Here is an 18,837-nt window from a genome sequence, read left to right as displayed (position 1 = left end):
CGGTGATCCAGACCGCGCTCGGCCGCAAGGGGCTCACGGACAAGGACATCGCCGCGCTCGGGATCACCAACCAGCGCGAGACCACCGTCGTGTGGGACCGGCACACCGGTCGGCCCGTTCACAACGCCATCGTGTGGCAGGACACCCGGTCGTCCGCCGTGCTGCCCGCGGTCGCCGCCGACATGCCGGAGGCGGAGATCCAGGCTCGGAGCGGGCTGCCGTTGGTGACGTACTTCTCCGGACCGAAGGTGCGCTGGCTGCTCGACTCGTCCCCGGCGTTGCGGGAGCGGGCGGAGCGCGGGGACCTGCTGTTCGGGACGATGGACTCCTGGCTGGTCTGGAACCTGACCGGCGGGCCTGCCAACGGCACTGTCGGCGGGGCGCACGTCACCGACGTGACGAACGCCAGCCGTACGATGCTGATGAACCTCAGCACGCTCGACTGGGACCCTGAGCTGCTGGCGGCGATGCGGGTGCCGCGGGCGATGCTGCCCGAGATCCGACCGACGGTCTCCTCGTTCGGGACCACGGTGGCGCCGATCGAGGGGATCCCGCTGACGGCGGTGATCGGCGACCAGCAGGCGTCGCTGTTCGGACAGGCGGGGTTCGACCGCGGCGACGCGAAGTGCACCTTCGGCACCGGTGGCTTCCTGCTCCTCAACACCGGCACCTCGCCGGTGCGCTCGCAGCACGGGCTGATCACCACGGTTGCGCACGCGATGGAGGGCGAGCCCGCCGCCTATGCGCTGGAGGGATCGATCGCCGTCGCCGGCTCGCTCGTGCAGTGGTTCCGCGACAGCCTCGGGCTGATCCGTTCGGCCGCGGAGATCGAGACCCAGGCGCTGACCGTCCCCGACAACGGTGGCTGCTACGTCGTCCCCGCGTTCACCGGTCTGTACGCACCGCACTGGGAGCCCGATGCCCGCGGCGTGATCGTCGGGCTGACCTCGTACGTCACCAAGGCGCATCTGTGCCGCGCCGTCCTCGAGGCCACCGCCTGGCAGACCCGCGAGGTCATCGACGCGATGAACGCCGACGCCGCGGCGCCGCTGACCCGGCTCGCCGTCGACGGCGGCATGACCGCCGACAACCTCCTCATGCAGACCATCGCCGACTTCCTCGACATCCCCGTCGTACGTCCGATGGTGGCCGAGACGGTCTCCCGAGGTGCCGCCTACGCCGCCGGTCTCGGGGCCGGCTACTGGCCCGACCGGCAGGTTCTGCGGCGGCACTGGCGGCGAGCGGCCGAGTGGCTGCCCGCCATGTCCGCCGCCGACCGGGATGCCGAGTTCGCTCGGTGGCGGCGGGCGGTCGAGCTCGCGATCGGCTGGGGTGCGCGAGACCTCTCTTGCGTCAGTCGTCCGAGGACTCGGCCAGGGACTTGAGGGCGCGGAGCCTGGTGTCCCAGGCGTTGCCGATGCGGTCGAGCTCGTGGGCGAGGGCGTTGAAGCGGGAGCCGAGGGCGGCGTAGACGATCTCGCGGCCGCGGCGCTCGGCGGTGACGAGGCCGGCGTCGGAGAGTACGTCGAGGTGCTTGACGATCGCCTGGCGGCTGACCGGGAGCACCCGGGCCAGGGCGGAGGCGGACATGGTCTCCTGCCCCAGCCGGGTGAGGATGTCCCAGCGGGTCTGGTCACCCAGGGCCGCGCACATCTCGGGGAGCGTGGGTGTGGTGGTCACGCCCGCGCCTCGACGTACGTCTTGGCAGCCTCGAGCTCCATGGCCCAGCCGTTGTCGTTTCCCTCGCGCTCCTTGAGCCAGACCGCCGGGTCCTCGGACAGGGTGGAGAAGCCGCTCTCCAGGACCTCGAGGGTGACGCCGCCGGCCGGGTTGTCCTTGATCCAGAACTCGACCAGGGTGCCTTCGGTGACATCGCGGTACGGGGTGCCGAGCCAGCGGAACGCGGCGTAGCGTGGCTCGTCGAGCTCGACCGTGCGGAACCGGAACTCACCCATCGTGGGGTGGGTGACGACGGCGATCTCGGTGCCGTCGTCGGCGGTCTCGACGCGGGTGTCCGGGTCGTCGAGGACGGTGCCGTCGTTGACGTACCACCCCGGGCGGGTGATGAGCGACCAGACCTTCTCGGCGCTGGCTGAGATGTCGATCTGGCGGCTGATGCTGTCGAGCTCGGCGAGCTCCTCGGCGGTGTGAACCATGGGGTCCTCCTCGGATAGCGGAAGTGCAACCTCAGTGTTGCACTTCCACCAGCATCCTGCAACCCTCAGGTTGCAATACCGGCGGACCGGCGAAGAGCCGCAGGGTCGCGTACGCAGCGGCGAACCACCCCACCAGCAGCCCGAGCGTCGCGATCGCGGCACTGATCTCGAAGAGCGCCAGGCCGGTCGCGGCCGCGAGGGCACTGCTGCCCGTGGCGACGGTCCCGACGGGGAACGTGAACGACCACCAGGTCGCCGCCACCGGCAGGCCGACGCGGACCTGGCGCACCGTCAGCGCCAGCGCCAGTGCGCTCCACAGCATGGTGAAACCCCACACCGGCACGCCATAGCAGACGGCGAGCATGCCGAGCGCGTGCCCGTAGCCGGGCACCACCGACGGCGCGAGCACACCGAGGTGATGGACCGCCGTGGTCGACTGGCCGAGAAAACCGAGCACGATCCACACGGTCGGCAGCGTCGCCGGAGCCAGCGCCCCATGACGGATCAGCCGCTGCCAGAGCTGGTTGAGCACCAGGAACCCGGCGATCATGGTCAGCCCGAAGAGGGCGTAGCAGACGAGAAGGAGGGTCTCGCGGGCCTGGCCGGCCGGGAGGTGCGGCACCAGAGCGGCGCCGGTCGTCGCCGAGACCATGGGAGGCACGACCGGCATCAGCCACCCACCGGTGGCGCTGTCGTCGGCGACCTCATGACGGGTGATCGCCCGGTAGGGCACGGCGATCGCGGTCCACAGGCCGAGGAGCGTGCCGGCCGCCCACAGGACCGAGCCCAGCCCGACCGCCGCACGGGTACCGAGGATGTCGACCCCGACCCCGACCGCGCCGGCGCCGACCGTCATCAGCGCCATCGCCGGGGCTCCGTAGAAGTGGGACAGCACCGGGTCGTCGTAGTGGCGACGCAGCAGCGAGCCGTCCTGCCGGATGCCGCGCATCATCACCGTCGCCGTCGCCACCAGGAGGAGGCTCGCCGCCAGCCAGAACGTCAGCGCGACCGGCATCGCCCCCGGCACCCGGAAGGGAAGACCGGGCAGGACGACGGCGACGATGCCGGTGCCCATCGTGGCTGCGTACCAGTTCGGACCGTAGGGGAGCCTCATGTCTCCATGCTCGGCGCGGGCGCGGAGCGGCGGTAGAACCCAGATGACTGTGGGCTCACAGGGATACCCTGTGAGCATGGTGCCCGACCTTCCATCCCTCCGGCTGCTCGCCGACGTCGCCCGACTGGGCAGCATCGGCGCCGCGGGCCGGGCGGCGGGGATATCGCAGCAGTCTGCCTCGGAGCGGCTGCGGGCGATGGAGACCCAGGTCGGGCTGGTGCTGGTGCAGCGGGCGCATCGCGGATCGGAGCTGACCCAGGCGGGAAGGCTGCTGGTCGAGTGGAGCGCAGACCTGCTCGAACGCGCCGACGAGATCGAGACCGCGCTGCAGACACTGCGAAGCGGCCGCTCCGACGAGCTGCACGTGCACGCGTCGATGACGACGGCCGAGTATCTGCTCCCCCGCTGGCTCGTACGTCTACGGCAGCAGCGCCGGGTGGCGGTGAGCCTTCGGGCCGCCAACTCCGAGGACGTCGTCACCGCCGTGCGTCAGGGCGAGGCAGACCTGGGCTTCGTCGAGGGTCCGGTCGACACCGCGGGACTCTCCACCACGAAGGTCGGCGTGGACGACCTCGTGCTGGTCGCGGCGCCCGATGACCGCTGGGCCCGACGCCGTGGCGGGATCAGCGCACGCGAGCTCGCGACCCGCCCGCTGACCTGCCGCGAGCACGGCTCCGGCACGCGGGCGGTCGTCGAGTCCGCGTTGGCGGCCGCCGGCGAGCGGCTGGCGGATCCCGAGGTGGAGTTCGCGACGAACGCCGCGATCCTCGCCGCCGTCCGCGCAGGAGGATCGCCGGCGTTCGTGTCGAGCCGGGCGACGCAGGCCGATGTCGACCTCGGCACCCTGGTCCGGGTGCCGGTGGCGGAGCTGGACCTGTCCCGGGAGTTCCGGGCCGTCTGGGTAGGCGGTGCCCGCCCTCCCGCCGGGCCGGTCCGCGATCTCCTCGCGATCGCCGGAGCCTGAGCCTGAGCCGCCGGAGCACCCCGGGGCGTACGTCCTTCTAGTCCCGGATCCGCTCGAGCTTGGTCCAGCCGGTGTAGCCGCGCTTCTCGACCAGGCGCATGAGGTCGCCGGCGACCGGGACCTGCTCGACGAACATCGAGTCGAGCAGGGCGACGAGCTCGGGTGGCATGGCCTGATCGTCCTCGACGTAGGCGGCCCAATCCTCGGGAGAGATCGCTTCGAGCTGCGAGACGATCTGGTCGGCGATGGTCTCCAGACGCGGATCTCCGGGTTTCCAGTCGAGCATGGCCTCCATCTGCTTGTACGTCTCGACGACCGACGGGTCGTCGAGCTGGCCGATCTTGCTGCGGATGAAGGCCTCCATGCTCTGTGGCTGCTGGGCCGCGACGATGATCCAGGCGTCCCTCTCGCCATCGATGATCCGCTGTGGAATGCCGAGCTCCCGCATCCGTTCCAGATAGGCGACCGCCTCAGGCGGGAGGGCGAGCCCGTCGCCGTGCACGAGCCGGGCGATCCGCTCGCGGTGGCCCTGCAGCTCGCGGATCTCGAGACGGAGACGCTTGTCGATCTCGGCCACGGCCTTCTTGAAATCGTCGTCGCCGGCGTCCAGCAGCTCCTTGACACGGGAGAGCGGGACGCCGGCGTCGGCGAGGATGCGGATCTTGATCAGGTCGACCACGGCAGCGGCGTCGTAGCGTCGGTATCCCGAGTGGTCCCGCTCCGGCTCGACCAGCAGCCCTTTGGCGTGGTAGTGGCGAACGGCCCTGACGGTGACACCGGCGTACGACGCCAGCTGGCTGATCGTGAGCATTCCCGAATAGTGACGGGAACACGGCCCCTTGTCGCGCGGTTCAGGCGAACTTGCGGCGATAGGCCGCGGTGGCCAGGACGTACGCGACGACCAGGAGGCCGACGCACCAGGCCAGTGCGATCCACAGCTCGTTGCCCAGCTCCTGACCGGAGAAGATCGCCCGGATGGAGTCGACGATCGAGGTGACCGGCTGGTGCTCGGCGAAGGCGCGCACCGGGCCGGGCATGGTGTCGGTCGGCACGAACGCCGAGCTGAGGAAGGGCAGGAAGATCAGCGGGTAGGAGAACGCGCTGGCTCCCTCGACCGTGCCGGCCGTCAGTCCCGGAACCACCGCGAGCCAGGTCAGCGCGAGAGTGAACAGGACCAGGATGCCGATGACGGCCAGCCAGTCGAGCACGCTGGCACCGGTGCGGAAGCCCATCAGCAGGGCGACGAGCACCACCACGACCAGCGAGATCATGTTGGCCACCACCGAGGTCAGCACGTGACCCCACAGCACCGCGGACCGCGCGATCGGCATCGACTGGAACCGGTCGAACATGCCGCCGTTCTTGTCCTGGAACAGACGGTAGGCGGTGTAGGCGATGCCCGAGGCGATCGTGATCAACAGGATGCCCGGTAGCTGATAGCTGACGTAGCTCTCGTGGGAGCCGGTGTCGATCGCGCCGCCGAAGACGTACACGAACATGAGCATCATGGCGATCGGCGTGATCGCGGTGGTGACGATGGTGTCGGGGCTGCGGCTGATGTGTCGCAGGGAGCGGCCGAGCAGGACGGCGGTGTCGCCGAAGAATCGGGTGGTCATCGTGACTCCTTGACGTTGTCGGTGTCGGCGGACGTGCCGTTGGACTTGCTGGTGATGGCGAGGAAGACCTCCTCGAGGGTCGGCTGCTTCTCGACGTACTCCTGCTTGGCCGGCGGGAACATCGCCTTGAGCTCGGCGAGGGTGCCGTTGGCGATGATGCGGCCCTCGTGGAGGATCGCGATCCGGTCGGCGAGCTGCTCGGCCTCCTCGAGGTACTGCGTGGTGAGCAGGACGGTCGTGCCGTTGGCGGCGAGCTCCTTGACCGCCTGCCAGACCTCGATCCGGGCCTCCGGGTCGAGACCGGTGGTCGGCTCGTCGAGGAAGATCACCGGCGGGTTGCCGATGAGGCTCATCGCGATGTCGATCCGGCGACGCATACCACCGGAGTACGTCGAGACCCGGCGGTTGCCGGCCTCGGTGAGCGAGAACCGGGCGAGAAGGTCGTCGGCGACCGCGCCCGGGTCCTGCTGGCGGAGCAGCTTGGCGATCAGGACGAGGTTCTCCCGACCGGTCAGGATCTCGTCGACGGCGGCGAACTGGCCGGTGAGGCTGATGGACGTGCGTACGTCCTGGGCCTGCGTCGCGACGTCGAAGCCGTTGACCGTCGCCTGGCCACCGTCCGCCTTGAGGAGCGTCGTCAGGATCTTCACGGTCGTGGTCTTGCCGGCGCCGTTGGAGCCGAGGAGGGCGAAGATGCTGCCCTTCTCGACGCTCATGTCGACGCCCTGGAGGACGTGTACGTCGCCGTAGGACTTGGTCAGTCCGGCGATCTCGATTGCTGGTGTCGGGTTCATGTCGAACAGCGTCGAGGGTTGACGCTGGGTCAAGGTCAAGCGGAAGTTCTGACCTTTTTTCGACCGTCCCGATCGAGGGCGTCCCGGGAGTAGCGAAGTCCGAAAAATCTGCCCTTTGACTTCAAGTACTTGAAGTTCTTAGCGTCATTTGCGTGACTGCATCGACGACTCGGACGTACACGATCCGGGAGGTGGCGACGCTGACCGGACTGCCGGCCAGCACGCTGCGCTACTACGAGACGATCGGGCTGATCGAGCCGGTCAGCCGCGGCGCGAGCAGCGGGCACCGGGTCTACGACGAGTCCGACCTGGACAAGCTGACCGGTGTCGCCTGCCTCGCCGCGATCGGCCTCTCGATCGACGATATGAGGACGTACGTCTCCAACGTCCGCCTCGGCCGCGAGGGCGCAGGCGAGCAGATCGACCTGCTCGCCGAGCACGCCGAGCGCCTCGCCCGGGAGGCCGAGACACTCGAGATGCGGCGCAGGTACGTCGGCATCAAGGTCGACTACTGGCGTGCCGTCGCGGCGGACGACCAGGAGCGTGCCGAGCAGCTCTCGGCGCAGTCACTCGCGTTGGCGGACCAGATCCGCGAACGCCTCAGGTAACCCACCATCATCAGATCCAAGGAGATCGCCTTGCGCGTCAACGCGTACGCAGCCCCCTCCGCCGGCGAGCCGCTGGCCCCGACCACCATCGAGCGCCGCGCGGTCGGGGAGAACGACGTCCTCATCGCGATCGAGTACGCCGGCATCTGCCACTCCGACATCCACACCGTCAACGGCGACTGGGGCCCGCAGCCGTTCCCGGTCGTCCCGGGCCACGAGATCGTCGGCCGCGTCACCGAGGTCGGCTCGGCCGTCACCGACCACAAGGTCGGCGACCGCGTCGGCGTCGGCTGCTTCGTCAACTCGTGCGGCGAGTGCGCCAACTGCCGCAACGGCGACGAGCAGCACTGCTCCACGCCCGGCGGCGCGGTCGGGACGTACGCCGCGAAGGACCGGGACGGCACCTTCACCCAGGGTGGCTACTCCACCCACGTCGTCGTCGACGCGCACTTCGCGCTCAAGGTGCCGGACGGCCTCGACCCCGCGGCCGCCACGCCCCTGCTGTGCGCCGGGATCACGACGTACGCTCCGCTGAAGCGGTGGGGCGCCGGCCCCGGCAAGAAGGTGGCGATCGTCGGGCTCGGCGGTCTCGGCCACATGGGCGTCAAGGTCGCGCACGCGATGGGCGCCGAGGTCACGGTGCTGTCGCAGTCGCTGAAGAAGCAGGAGGACGGTCTGCGTCTCGGCGCCGACCACTACTACGCCACCTCGGACCCGGCGACGTTCGAGAGGCTGAAGAACAGCTTCGACCTGATCGTGAACACGGTCAGCGCCCCGATCCCGGTCGACGACTACCTCGGGCTGCTCGCCGTGGACGGCACCATGGTCAACGTCGGCGCCCCGGCCGAGCCGCTGAGCGTCAACGTGTTCTCGCTGCTCACCGGTCGCCGCAACTTCGCCGGCTCGATGATCGGCGGCATCCCGCTGACCCAGGAGATGCTCGACTTCTGCGCCGAGCACGGCATCGGCGCCGACGTCGAGGTGATCTCGGCGGACCAGATCAACGAGACGTACGCCCGGGTTCTGGCCTCCGACGTGCGCTACCGCTTCGTCATCGACACGGCCACACTGGGCTGATCCCCACTAGCCCCAGTGGGCGGGTCGGTCGTGCCCTGCGGGCAGGCGGGTGGTCCCGTCTCCTCGCAGGGCATTGACCTGCGCCGGGGTGAGGAAGAGCGCCCGGGAGAGGTCGGCGCCCGCGACCGCGGCGTCGCGGAGATCGGCGCCGAGCAGGTCGGCGTCGGTGAGATCGACGCCGCGCAGGTCGGCGGCCACCAGGAGTGCGCTCCTGAGATCAGCACGGCGCAGGTCCCGCCGACGCAGATCACGACCGAGCAGGTCGGCACCCGCCAGCGACTGGCCTGCGGGGCGGCGTACCTCTGCGCTCACCCGGCGGAGCGCATCCCCGACCGCCGAGCGGAGCGCGCCGACGTCGGTGGCGAGCACCTGGTCGGCGGAGCCGCCCGCCGCGGAGGAGACCTCCTCGGCCAGCTCGGCGAGGTCGGATGATGAGCTTCGCCCGGCGGCCTCTTCGAGCAGCGCCAGCATCTCGTGCAGCTGCCGCATCACGGCGAAGACGTCGAACATGTCCTGCCGCGAGGCCGGCTCGGCCCGCCAGTCCACGCCGCCGAAGGTCACCTGGGTGACCTGCTGACCTGCGCCGAAACACTCGAACACGGTGCAGCCGGCATACCCACGCATCCGCAGCTGGTCGTGGATCCTGCACCCGAAGTCGGGCCCGAGGTGGCGGCACGGATCACCGCCGGCCTTGTCCTCCGGAAAGTCGGCCGAGCGGGCGAAGGGCAGCGCCACGCAGCACAGGCCCGCGCAGCGGGAGCAGTCGGACCGATAGGTGCTCATCGGAGGCAGGCTAATCCTCTGGCCCGCCCGGGCCGTGACCCGGTCAGGCGAGAGCGTCGACGATGGCGGCGAAGGCCACCGCGTGCCCACGGGCGTTGCCGTGGATGCGATCGCGGGCGTAGATAGACGCGTCGGCCGCCAGCGGATGGTGGTGCGTGTCGATGTGGATCCCGCCCAGGCGCCCGGTGACCTCGGCGGTGATCCGGTCCAGGGTGTCGAACCGCTCGGCCATGTCTCCCGCCTGATCGGCAGGCACCAGCCCGGATCGGGCGAGGTCGAAGAGCCCGACGGTGAGGACCGTGGCACCGCTCTGGGCCAGCGGCACGAGGAGCAGCTCGAGCTGCGTACGCAGCTCGTCGGGGTCGAACGGATTGAAGGCGTCGTTCCCGCCCGCGCTCACGAGCACGGCGTCGGGAGCGAACGCGAGGGCCGGCTCGAGCTGCACCTCCCGGATCTCGGCGACGGTCAGGTAGGGGATGGCGAGGTTCACCGACTCGAACCCGGGACGGGTGCTCGCCAGTGCCTCCACGAGGCGATCGGAGAAGGAGGCGTCGCGGTAGCCGTCCAGCGGCCCCCGCACCCCGGCGGTGACGCTGTCACCGAGCACGGCGAAGCGTTGCCACGGCTGGTGGCGGAGTCGGTCGGCGGCGGCCACCGGATCGATGCAGTGCGGGTCGGTCGCCTCCAGCTCGAAGCCGCCGGTCAGTTCGTGAGTCGTCATGAAATGAGATTAAGCGCACGATCGTACGTCATGCAATAGCGATCGTTCGTGCGCTAAAGTTGGGGGCATGGCAGGACGTGCATCCGCGCAGGCGGCACTCGAGACCCGACGGAGCGTGCTCAAGGCCGCAGCCGACCTGGCCTCCGTCGAGGGCCTGGACAGCGTGACGATCGGGCGACTGGCCGAGGTCGTCCAGATGAGCAAGTCCGGGGTGATCGGGCAGTTCCGCACCAAGGAGGCCCTCCAGCTGGAGACGGTCGAGATGGTCTTCGCTGACTTCCGCACCCGCGTCTGGGACACGGTCAAGCGGTTCCCGGCGGGCCTCCCCCGCCTGCTGGCCACGTGCGAGGCCTGGACCGAGTACGCAGCCGACCCGGGCTATCCAGGCGGGTGCCTGATGACGCAGGTGACCTACGACTACGACGGCCGCTCCGGCGTCGTCCACGAGCGACTGCTCGAGGGACGCAGCCAGTGGCGGGCCACGTTGCGCGCCGACGTCACCACGGCCGTGGAGGCCGGCGACCTCCCGGACGACACCGATGTGGAGGCGGTCGTATTCGGCCTCGAGTCACTCGCCTCGTTCATCACCCCGGCACTCCTCCTCCACGGGGACGACCGGGCCGCCGACCACGCCTACCAGGGGATGCGCCGGATCATCGGCGCACGGGAGAAGGAGAACTGATGAACCATGTCGATGTCCTGGTGCTGGGAGCCGGGCCCGGCGGCTACACCGCGGCCGTGCGCGCCGCCCAGCTCGGCCGGTCCGTCGCGGTCGTGGAGGACAGGTACTGGGGCGGCGTCTGCCTCAACGTCGGCTGCATCCCGGCCAAGGCGCTGCTGCGCAACGCCGAGATCGCCCACCTGCTGACCCACCAGAAGGACGCCTTCTCGATCCGCGGCGACGCGAGCGTCGACTACTCCGGGAGCTGGCAGCGCAGCCGCCAGGTCGCCGACGCGAGCGCCAAGGGCGTCCACTTCCTGATGCGGAAGAACAAGATCACCGAGATCGACGGCTGGGGCACGCTCACCCCACCCTTGGCCGACGGCACGCTGGCGATCGAGGTGACCGGCCGGGACGGCGTCACGACGACCTACACCTGCGACGACCTGATCATCGCGACCGGCGCGACCGTGCGCAGCGTGCCAGGGGTCGTCCCCAACGGGCGCAACATCGTCACCTACGAGGAGCTGATCCTCACCGAGGAGCTGCCCGGGTCGATCGTCATCGGCGGCTCCGGCGCCATCGGCGTCGAGCTCGCCTACGTGATGAAGAGCTTCGGCGTCGACGTGACGATCGTCGAGTACGCCGACCGGATGGTCCCGACCGAGGACGCCGACGTCTCCAAGGAGCTGCTGCGGCAGTACCGGAAGCTCGGCATCACCGTCCTCACCTCGACCGCGGTGACGCGGGCCGAGGACACCGGTCCCGGCGTACGTGTCACCGTCTCTCCCGTCGGCGGAGCCCGTGGGACCGTCCTCGAGGCGGACACGATGCTCGCCGCGTTCGGCTTCGCGCCGCGGGTCAGCGGCTACGGACTGGAGAAGCTGGGCGTCGCCACCACCGAGCGCGGCGCCATCGCGATCGACGATCGCGGACGTACGAACGTTCCGCACGTCTACGCGATCGGCGATGTCACCGGGAAGCTCATGCTCGCCCACGTCGCCGAAGGGATGGGCATCGTCGCCGCGGAGACGATCGCCGGCGTGGAGACGATGCCCATCGACATCGACATGGTCCCGCGGGCGACCTTCTGCCAGCCGCAGATCGCCTCTTTCGGCTACACCGAGGCGCAGGCCGAGGAGAAGGGCTACGACGTCAAGACCGCCACCTTCCCGTTCTCCGCGAACGGGAAGGCGCGCGGTCTCGGCGAGACCGTCGGCTTCGTGAAGGTCGTGGCCGACGCCGAGCACAACGAGCTGCTCGGAGCCCACCTGATCGGCCCCGACGTCACCGAGCAGCTGCCGGTCCTCACCCTGGCCCAGCACTGGGATCTCACCGCCGACGAGGTCGCCCGGAACGTGTTCGCCCACCCGACGCTCTCCGAGGCGGTCAAGGAGGCCGTCCACGGCATCGCGGGTCACATGATCAACCTCTGACCCAGGCCGCCGAGGTCGGGCTAGGGTGCCGGATATGAGCATCCCGGTCGCACTGTCCGATCTCGCCGCCACGCTCGAGCGCTTCGGCAGCGGGTTCCTGCTGACCACCGCGGGCGAGCGGATCAAGGTCGTGGTCGTGGACCCGGTCGTCGAGGGCTCGACGCTGCGGATCGCCGACCCCGGCGGCGGCACGCGGGCGAACCTCGCCGCCAACCCGGTGCTCACCCTGACGTACGCCCCGCTCACGCCGCGCGAGCACGCGCTGATCGTCGACGGCACCGGTCGCGTGGACGGCTCCGACGTCGTGGTGACGCCGACCGGTGCGGTGCTGCATAGGCCGGCCTCGCACGCCTCCGGGCCGGTCGCCGAGGACGGCTGCGGGCAGGACTGCCGCCCGGTCGGCTGACGGTGTCCGTAGGCTCGACCCATGGAGACCTCGACCACCGTGCTCGTCACCGGCGCAACCGGCTTCATCGGTCGGCGGCTGGTCGAGGAGCTGACCGAACGCGGCACCAAGGTGCGGGCGATGACCCGGCGGCCGGACGACTACGACGGCCCCGGTGAGGCGGTGGGCGCCGACGTCGACGACCCGGCCACGCTGCCGGCCGCGCTCGACGGCGCCGATGTCGCGGTCTACCTGGTGCACTCGCTCGACCACGACGACTTCGAGGAGCGCGACGCCCGGGCCGCCCGCGCCTTCGGTGTCGCCGCTGCCCGGGCCGGGGTCCGCCAGATCGTCTATCTCGGCGGGCTCGGCGAGGACGACGGGGAGCTGTCGCCCCACCTGCGGTCGCGGCGTGAGGTCGAGTCCCTGCTCGGCGCGGGTGGCGTACCCGTCACGACGCTGCGAGCCGCGATCGTCGTCGGCCACGGCGGCGTCTCCTGGGAGCTGACCCGGCAACTGGTCAAGAACCTTCCGGCCATGGTGGTGCCGAGGTGGACCTCCACACGGACCCAGCCCATCGCCGTCGACGACGTGATCCGCTATCTCGCGGGCGTCATCGACAACGAGGGCGCCATCGGAGAGACCTTCGAGATCGGCGGCCCCGACCCGATGACGTACCTCGACATGCTGACCGTCGCCTCGGAGATGGCCAACGGCCGATCGATCCCCGTCATCCCGGTCCCGGTGCTGACGCCCCGGCTCTCGTCGTACTGGTTGGCCCTGGTGACCGATGTCGACGTGACCACCGGACGCAACCTGATCGACTCCATGACCACCGAGGTCGTCGTGCGCGACCGCCGCATCCTCGATGTCGTGCCGGGCGAGCCTCTGCCCTATCGCGAGGCCGTACGCCGGGCGCTGGCCGAACGCCTGGCCGCAGGGAAGGCGATCTGAGTCAGCGTCTCTCAGCCGAAGAGCAGCGGGAGCGCGAAGAGCATCGACAGCGACCAGGCGCAGTGGGTGAGGATCGGCGCGAGGACGCCTCCGGAGGCTCGCCGCTCGAGCCCGACCACGACCCCGAGCAGGATCGCCGCGAAGGTCAGCATCACGTTGCCGGTGGCCAGCGTCGCGATCACGTAGACGACCGACGTCCAGGCGACCGGGTGGCGGGGTACGGCGGCATACACGGCGCCGCGGAAGAACAGCTCCTCCGCGACACCGTTCACGGCGGTCACCACGATGAGGATCGGCAGGGAGCCCTGGTCCGCGAAGTCGACCACCGAACGCACCTGCCGGTCCAGCCAGTCGATCTCGCGCACGACCAGGCCGCCGATCACGAAGATCCCTGCGAGACCGAGGCCGAGCAGGATGGGCGACAGCACCGGCCGGACGAGGCGGTGCTCGGCCTGGCCGCCGGACGGGCGCCAGGTGCCGATCCGGCCGAGGTGCAGCGGTCCGGACACGAAGGCGCCCAGGGCCCACACTCCGGCCAGGGCGAACGTCGCCGGATAGAACCAGACGCTGCCCGGCTCGATGCGCAGCGAGACACCGAGCACGATCGCCCCGAGCACCCCGAAGCCGGCCGCGACCATTTGACGGCGGCGCAGACCAGCGTCGCTCTGACGGTGATCGCGCGGGACCACGTCCCACAAGGACCTGCGCACCCAGCGGCGCACGACACTCCCCTCGTTCCGGTGACGGCGGCGTTCGCGTCCAACCTACGGGACCAGCTGCGAGCGTCCGTTCAGATGATCGCGACGGCGTTGGCCGGGGAGCCGGTCGCGCCGGTGACGTTGAGCGGCTTGACGCTGAGGAACGCCTCCCAACGCTGCAGCTGGTCCATGCGGCGGGCGAGCGGCCCGAGCCGCCACAGCTCACCGAGCGGCATGCCGAGCTTGGCCAGGAACTCCTGGTGCATCATCCCGCGGTCGTTGGGGGCCGACTGGGTGAAGGGCGAGTCCGGGACGGGTGGCAGGCACTCGACTGCGAACGTGTCCGCGGCGAGCAACGCCAACCCGTTGTCCCAGGCCCAGTCCAGCACCTCCTGGCTCTGCGCGATGCCGGTGGCGCGGCGAAGTGCCTGCTGCGCCAGCTTCTGCTCGGCGGTGAGCTCGAGGAACCACTCGCACCATCCGGTGTGGAGCATGACGACGTCGCCGGCACGCAGCTCGATCGCCTGTGCGGTGAGAGCCTGATCGATGTAGTCGTACGGGATCGGCTGACCGGCCTCGTGGTCGAGGGCCTCCTCGCGCCGGGACAGGAGACCGGCGATGTCGACCAGGACGCCCCGGCTGACGATCGGCCGGTCGGCCCAGACCTGGATGCCGATCTCCTCGGTCCCGGGGATGACCAGCTCGTCGGCGGTCCCGGCGTAGAACCCGGCGTCGTCGGCTCGCCGGTGGCGCAGCCCGTCGATCTGGGTCGAGGACTGGAGGTAGTAGCCGTCGAGATAGTCGTCCCGGTGGGCCGGGTGGTTGGCGTAGATGACGTGCTCGGCCGGCTTTCTGGCCTGGGACAACCCGGGCATGAACGCGTTGACCGGGTAGTCCAGCCCGAACGCCTCGCCCAGCTGGACGAGCCCGGCGGCGGCCACCACGGCCTGCTCGTCCGCGAACGACGGCGTGCCGCGCCACGGATCGTCGAAGAGCTCCCAGGAGGTGCCCCTCAGTGGGCCAGGCCGGTCCTGGAGCTCGGCCCGGCTCGGGCGGTCGTGTGTGGTCATCTGTTCGCTCCGGCGTCGTCACGGGCCTTCGGAGCGATGCCGAAGAGGGCGGAGAGGCAGGTGGTGCGGGGGATCGAATGAGTCATCGTGTGTCCGTTCACCGTTCGACAATCACGTGGCTCGTCTCAGTATCTCGCGCTTCACTCTGCCCAGGGTCGTTTCCGATGCCGGGCCGCTCACCTTCCGGCGACGCTGTCTCGGGCGCTGTCCTCTCCGCGTGCAGGTCTCTTCTCTGACTGATCAGGAACGAAGAAGCGTACGTCCTTCCGCCTTTCTAGGCTCGTCTCACCAAACCTGCTCAGGAAGGAAAGACCGATGGCGAACAGCACATTCACCGAGGAAGAGAAGGCCGCGATGAAGGAGGCGGCGGCCGAGCGCCGGACCGCCGCGAAGCGTGGCAGCGGCAGCAAGGAGGCCGAAGCCGACCTGGCCGACTGCCTCGAGAAGATCGAGGCGATGGACGACAACGACTGCGCCATCGGCGAGACGCTCCACCGGATCGTCACGACGCACGCGGCCGACCTCGCCCCGAAGATCTGGTACGGCATGCCTGCCTATGCCAATGCCGTGGCGCCCGCGAGGCGATCACCTGCGACGAAAGAGCCAAAGTAACCATTCCTCGCATTTCAAACTTACTTGCGAAAGTTTCAAAACTTCTTGACGAAGTCTTCCGGGGTCCCTACCTTCTGATGTGACTCGCGCCACATCTCCCGCGGAGGCCCCCATGATCCATGTCCCCCCATCCAGGGCCGTGCTCGGCCCACTCGTCGGCCTGTCGGTCGCGGCCGCACTGCTGGGCAGCGGCCCGGCCACCGCTGCCGAGGCTGAGCTGCCACCCCAGGAACCCGGCGTCACCCTGCGCACCTACGACATGAGCCGGCCGATCGAGCAGCTGTGTACGCTGCGCGCCGGCCAGACGCCGAACGTCGACAAGCTCACCTCGGTCATCGACTACGACTCCCCCGACGACTTCGGCCTCGCCGAGCGGTTCATCTCGCACGCCCTGGCCAACCTGCGTATCGATGCTGCCGGGACGTACGACTTCCGGTTGATCAGCGACGACGGCTCCCGGCTGGTCATCGACGGCTCCGAGGTCATCAACCACGACGGCCTCCACGGGGAGACCGCCAAGGACGGCTCCGTCAGCCTGAGCGAGGGGTACCACGACCTGCGGGTGGAGCACTTCGAGAACGGCGGCGGCGAGGTGCTGCGGCTGCAGTGGCGCCCGCCGGGTGCCAGCGACTTCGCGCTGGTGCCAACCGAGGTCCTGAGCACCGAGGCAGGCGTGGTGCGGGTGACCGCACCGGGCACGAAGTACTGCGAGGGCCAGAACGACACCGCCGGCGACGGCATGCAGCTGGACAGCGTCCACCCGGCGTACGACCTGACCGATCTGCGCCCGGACGGCTTCGAGCCGATGGTGTCCGCGCTGGACTGGGCGCCGGACGGCCGGCTGGCTGTGGTGACCTCCGGGTCGGTGAGCCCGTCGGGCTGGGTGGAGAACCCTGAGCCGGGCGAGATCTTCTTCCTCAGCAACGCCCGCACGGCCAGCGGACCCGAGGACGTCGAGGTGGAGAAGGTCGCGACCGACCTGTTCAACCCGATGGGCGTGGCCGTCATCGGCGAGTCGATCTTCGTCTCCGAGCGCGACCAGCTCACCGAGCTGACCGACCCCGACGGGGACGGCTTCTACGACAACCACCGGAAGGTGGCGGAGTGGCCCTTCGGCGAGAACTTCCACGAGTTCGCCTTCGGCCTCCTCCACGACGAGGAGAGCTTCTACGTCAACCTCTCCGTCGCGATCAACTTCGGTGGCGCGACCACCGACCCCCAGCCGGCACGCAACCGCGGCACGACGCTGAAGATCTCGCGCAAGACCGGGGAGATCACCTACCTGGCCGGTGGGCTGCGTACGCCCAACGGGATGATGCGCGGGCCTGACGGCGACCTGTTCGTGATGGACAACCAGGGTGCCTGGCTGCCCAGCTCCAAGCTGGTGCACGTCAAGCCGGGGCGGTTCTTCAACCACTACACCAACCCGGCCGGCCCGTTCGACGAGAAGCCGGTCACCGGTCCGGCCCTGTGGGTGCCACAGAACGAGATCGGCAACTCCCCGAGCAGCCCGATGATGCTGAACAAGGGCGCGTACGCCGGTCAGATGATCTTCGGCGACGTCACCTACGGCGGCCTGCAGCGCGGCTTCCTGGAGAAGGTCGAGGGTGAGTACCAGGGCGCGGTCTTCCGCTGGTCCGCCGGACTCGAGGCGGGCGTCAACCGCACCCTGCTCGGCCCCGACGGGTCGATCTACGTCGGCGGTATCGGCGAGGCCGGCAACTGGAGCGAGCCGGGCAAGCTCCGCTACGGCCTGCAGCGGATGAGCCCGGCCGACGGCTCGGCGTTCGACATGCACCAGATGCGCGCCACCAGGAACGGCTTCGAGATCCGTTACACGAAGCCGCTGTCGCAGGAGACGGTCGAGAAGATCGCCTCGAACCCCAACGCCGCGTTCCGGATGACCCACTCGCGTTACGCTCCGCGACCGACGTACGGCGGCCCGAAGATCGACGAGCGTCCCCTGTTCGTCTCGGGTGCCGAGGTCTCCGCTGACCGCACCTCGGTGAAGCTCACCGTCGACGGCCTGGAGGAGGGCCGGGTCGTGCACCTGCGCTCGCCGCGGCCGTTCACCAGCGAGGGCGGGAAGGAGCTGTGGAACACCGAGGCCTGGTACACGCTCAACTCGATTCCCGGCTATGAGTCACCGGCTGACCGGGGTTATCTCGAGGCCGAGCAGGCGACCCTGAGGGGCAGCGCCAATGTCGCGGTCGAGCACAACGGTTACTCCGGCTCCGGGTTCGTGGACGGCTTCGGCAACGTCGGCGCCTCGGTCACCTTCGACGCGAAGGTCGCTCGCGCCGGGACGTACCCGGTCCGGCTGCGCTACGCCAACGGCCCCGACCCGGCGCCCGGCACCAAGCGGGTCTCGGTCTACCTCAACGGCACCGAGGTCGAGCCGTGGGCACTGGAGTCCACCGGCGACTGGCAGACCTGGGGCACCGCGACCCGGCCGATGCGGCTGAAGGCCGGCCTCAACCGGATCACCCTGCGCTACGACCAGGGCGACGAGGGGAACGTCAACTTCGACGTGCTCAAGGTCGGAGGCGGCGAAGACATCTGTACGCCGCAGCGACCCGCCCCGGGCTACACGTCGCTCTTCGACGGGACGTTGTCCTCCCTGGCCTCGTGGCGGATGGCTGGACCGGGCTCGTTCGGCCGGCAGGACGACTGCTCGCTGCGTACGACCAACGGTCTGGGCCTGCTGTGGTACGCCGAGCAGGAGTTCAGCGAGTACAGCCTGAAGCTCGACTGGAAGCTGCTCCGCGACGACAACGGCGGCGTCTTCGTCGGCTTCCCCAACCCCGGCAACGACCCGAGGGTCGCGGTCAACCAGGGCTACGAGGTCCAGATCGACGCTTCCGACGCCCCCGACCGCACCACCGGCGCCATCTACACCTTCCAGGGAGCCGACCCGGAGGCCGTCGCGGCCGCCCTCAAGCCCGTCGGGTCGTGGAACTCCTACGACATCCGGGTCGAGGGTTCGACGATCAAGGTGTTCCTCAACGGGACCCTGGTGAACGACTTCACCAGCACCGATCCCGCCCGCGACCTGGCCGGATTCATCGGCATGCAGAACCACGGCGGGGGTGAGACCGTCTACTACCGCAACGTCCAGCTGAAGGACCTCACCGACTGACGCTGGTCCCACGCCGCGCCGGCGTGAGCGCCCCTGCAGGGAGGGAGGG

The 18,837-nt window shown here is 69.7% G+C and carries 20 protein-coding genes; 10 read left to right on the top strand and 10 right to left on the bottom strand.

Going from position 1 to position 18,837, the window contains the following annotated elements; translation table 11 throughout:
- Window positions 1-1,385, top strand: a 1,385-nt coding sequence (locus ACFVJS_RS15985) for an FGGY family carbohydrate kinase (RefSeq protein WP_378881959.1), incomplete at its 5' end; no start/stop codon positions are given.
- On the opposite strand, the gene ACFVJS_RS15980 is transcribed toward ACFVJS_RS15985, so the two are convergent.
- The 3 genes from ACFVJS_RS15980 to ACFVJS_RS15970 are packed head-to-tail and all read right to left on the bottom strand — an operon-like array spanning window position 1,354 to window position 3,270.
- Complete coding sequence (locus ACFVJS_RS15980) at window positions 1,354-1,680, bottom strand: ArsR/SmtB family transcription factor (RefSeq protein ID WP_378881956.1); 327 nt, start codon at window positions 1,678-1,680, stop codon at window positions 1,354-1,356. The two genes, ACFVJS_RS15985 and ACFVJS_RS15980, sit on opposite strands and share 32 nt — an antisense overlap.
- A complete protein-coding gene (locus ACFVJS_RS15975; protein WP_378881954.1) occupies window positions 1,677-2,156 on the bottom strand; it encodes an ATPase in 480 nt (159 codons plus the stop codon). The genes ACFVJS_RS15980 and ACFVJS_RS15975 overlap by 4 nt, the downstream gene beginning before the upstream one ends.
- A 31-nt stretch (window positions 2,157-2,187) precedes the next feature.
- Window positions 2,188-3,270 carry a TDT family transporter gene (locus tag ACFVJS_RS15970; protein ID WP_378881951.1) on the bottom strand — a complete coding sequence of 361 codons (1,083 nt, stop codon included), beginning with the start codon at window positions 3,268-3,270 and terminating at the stop codon, window positions 2,188-2,190.
- A gap of 76 nt (window positions 3,271-3,346) precedes the next feature.
- Between ACFVJS_RS15970 and ACFVJS_RS15965 the strand changes: the two genes are divergently transcribed.
- Entirely contained in the window at window positions 3,347-4,234 is an 888-nt protein-coding gene (locus ACFVJS_RS15965; protein ID WP_378881949.1) for a LysR family transcriptional regulator, read from the top strand.
- 37 nt (window positions 4,235-4,271) lie between these two features.
- Here ACFVJS_RS15965 and ACFVJS_RS15960 read toward each other — a convergent pair whose 3' ends face one another.
- From ACFVJS_RS15960 to ACFVJS_RS15950, 3 genes are read right to left on the bottom strand one after another with little or no spacing between them, the layout of a single operon-like run.
- Entirely contained in the window at window positions 4,272-5,045 is a 774-nt protein-coding gene (locus ACFVJS_RS15960) for a MerR family transcriptional regulator (RefSeq protein ID WP_378881946.1), read from the bottom strand.
- Between the two features lie 40 nt (window positions 5,046-5,085).
- The gene (locus ACFVJS_RS15955) at window positions 5,086-5,850 is read right to left on the bottom strand and encodes an ABC transporter permease (protein WP_378881945.1); all 765 of its coding nucleotides are present in this window, start codon (window positions 5,848-5,850) and stop codon (window positions 5,086-5,088) included.
- Window positions 5,847-6,644 (bottom strand): ABC transporter ATP-binding protein, encoded by a 798-nt coding sequence (locus ACFVJS_RS15950; protein ID WP_378881942.1) that lies wholly within the window; start codon window positions 6,642-6,644, stop codon window positions 5,847-5,849. The genes ACFVJS_RS15955 and ACFVJS_RS15950 overlap by 4 nt, the downstream gene beginning before the upstream one ends.
- A 152-nt stretch (window positions 6,645-6,796) precedes the next feature.
- On the opposite strand from ACFVJS_RS15950, the gene ACFVJS_RS15945 reads away from it, so the two are divergent.
- Complete coding sequence (locus tag ACFVJS_RS15945) at window positions 6,797-7,252, top strand: MerR family transcriptional regulator (RefSeq protein WP_378881940.1); 456 nt, start codon at window positions 6,797-6,799, stop codon at window positions 7,250-7,252.
- A gap of 24 nt (window positions 7,253-7,276) precedes the next feature.
- The gene (locus ACFVJS_RS15940) at window positions 7,277-8,329 is read left to right on the top strand and encodes an NAD(P)-dependent alcohol dehydrogenase (protein ID WP_378881961.1); all 1,053 of its coding nucleotides are present in this window, start codon (window positions 7,277-7,279) and stop codon (window positions 8,327-8,329) included.
- Between the two features lie 6 nt (window positions 8,330-8,335).
- Here the strand turns inward: ACFVJS_RS15940 and ACFVJS_RS15935 are convergent, their stop codons facing one another.
- Window positions 8,336-9,112 (bottom strand): pentapeptide repeat-containing protein, encoded by a 777-nt coding sequence (locus tag ACFVJS_RS15935; protein WP_378881937.1) that lies wholly within the window; start codon window positions 9,110-9,112, stop codon window positions 8,336-8,338.
- A 43-nt stretch (window positions 9,113-9,155) separates the two neighbouring features.
- Window positions 9,156-9,833 carry an SGNH/GDSL hydrolase family protein gene (locus tag ACFVJS_RS15930; protein ID WP_378881934.1) on the bottom strand — a complete coding sequence of 226 codons (678 nt, stop codon included), beginning with the start codon at window positions 9,831-9,833 and terminating at the stop codon, window positions 9,156-9,158.
- A gap of 67 nt (window positions 9,834-9,900) precedes the next feature.
- On the opposite strand from ACFVJS_RS15930, the gene ACFVJS_RS15925 reads away from it, so the two are divergent.
- Genes ACFVJS_RS15925 through ACFVJS_RS15910 form a run of 4 tightly spaced genes read left to right on the top strand, consistent with a single transcriptional unit; the run spans window position 9,901 to window position 13,269 of the window.
- Entirely contained in the window at window positions 9,901-10,515 is a 615-nt protein-coding gene (locus ACFVJS_RS15925) for a TetR/AcrR family transcriptional regulator (protein ID WP_378881931.1), read from the top strand.
- Window positions 10,515-11,930, top strand: a complete 1,416-nt coding sequence (gene lpdA, locus ACFVJS_RS15920; RefSeq protein WP_378881929.1) for a dihydrolipoyl dehydrogenase — start codon at window positions 10,515-10,517, stop codon at window positions 11,928-11,930. The genes ACFVJS_RS15925 and lpdA overlap by 1 nt, the downstream gene beginning before the upstream one ends.
- A gap of 34 nt (window positions 11,931-11,964) precedes the next feature.
- Window positions 11,965-12,336, top strand: coding sequence for a pyridoxamine 5'-phosphate oxidase (locus ACFVJS_RS15915; protein ID WP_378881926.1), 372 nt, complete (start codon window positions 11,965-11,967; stop codon window positions 12,334-12,336).
- 21 nt (window positions 12,337-12,357) lie between these two features.
- Window positions 12,358-13,269, top strand: a complete 912-nt coding sequence (locus ACFVJS_RS15910; protein WP_378881924.1) for an NAD(P)H-binding protein — start codon at window positions 12,358-12,360, stop codon at window positions 13,267-13,269.
- An 11-nt stretch (window positions 13,270-13,280) separates the two neighbouring features.
- Here the strand turns inward: ACFVJS_RS15910 and ACFVJS_RS15905 are convergent, their stop codons facing one another.
- A complete protein-coding gene (locus ACFVJS_RS15905; RefSeq protein WP_378881921.1) occupies window positions 13,281-13,991 on the bottom strand; it encodes a CPBP family intramembrane glutamic endopeptidase in 711 nt (236 codons plus the stop codon).
- Between the two features lie 68 nt (window positions 13,992-14,059).
- The gene (locus ACFVJS_RS15900) at window positions 14,060-15,037 is read right to left on the bottom strand and encodes a cyclase family protein (protein ID WP_378881918.1); all 978 of its coding nucleotides are present in this window, start codon (window positions 15,035-15,037) and stop codon (window positions 14,060-14,062) included.
- A 315-nt stretch (window positions 15,038-15,352) separates the two neighbouring features.
- Between ACFVJS_RS15900 and ACFVJS_RS15895 the strand changes: the two genes are divergently transcribed.
- Both ACFVJS_RS15895 and ACFVJS_RS15890 read left to right on the top strand, forming a co-directional pair.
- A complete protein-coding gene (locus ACFVJS_RS15895; protein ID WP_378881915.1) occupies window positions 15,353-15,649 on the top strand; it encodes a hypothetical protein in 297 nt (98 codons plus the stop codon).
- 112 nt (window positions 15,650-15,761) lie between these two features.
- Complete coding sequence (locus tag ACFVJS_RS15890) at window positions 15,762-18,788, top strand: family 16 glycoside hydrolase (protein ID WP_378881912.1); 3,027 nt, start codon at window positions 15,762-15,764, stop codon at window positions 18,786-18,788.
- Window positions 18,789-18,837: the final 49 nt, after the last annotated feature.

The sequence above is a fragment of the Nocardioides sp. NPDC057772 genome (genome assembly GCF_042798075.1).
In the GTDB taxonomy this organism is placed as follows: Bacteria; Actinomycetota; Actinomycetes; order Propionibacteriales; family Nocardioidaceae; genus Nocardioides.
Note: the sequence above shows the minus strand (reverse complement) of the source record. Positions and strands in the feature narration are given on the sequence as shown.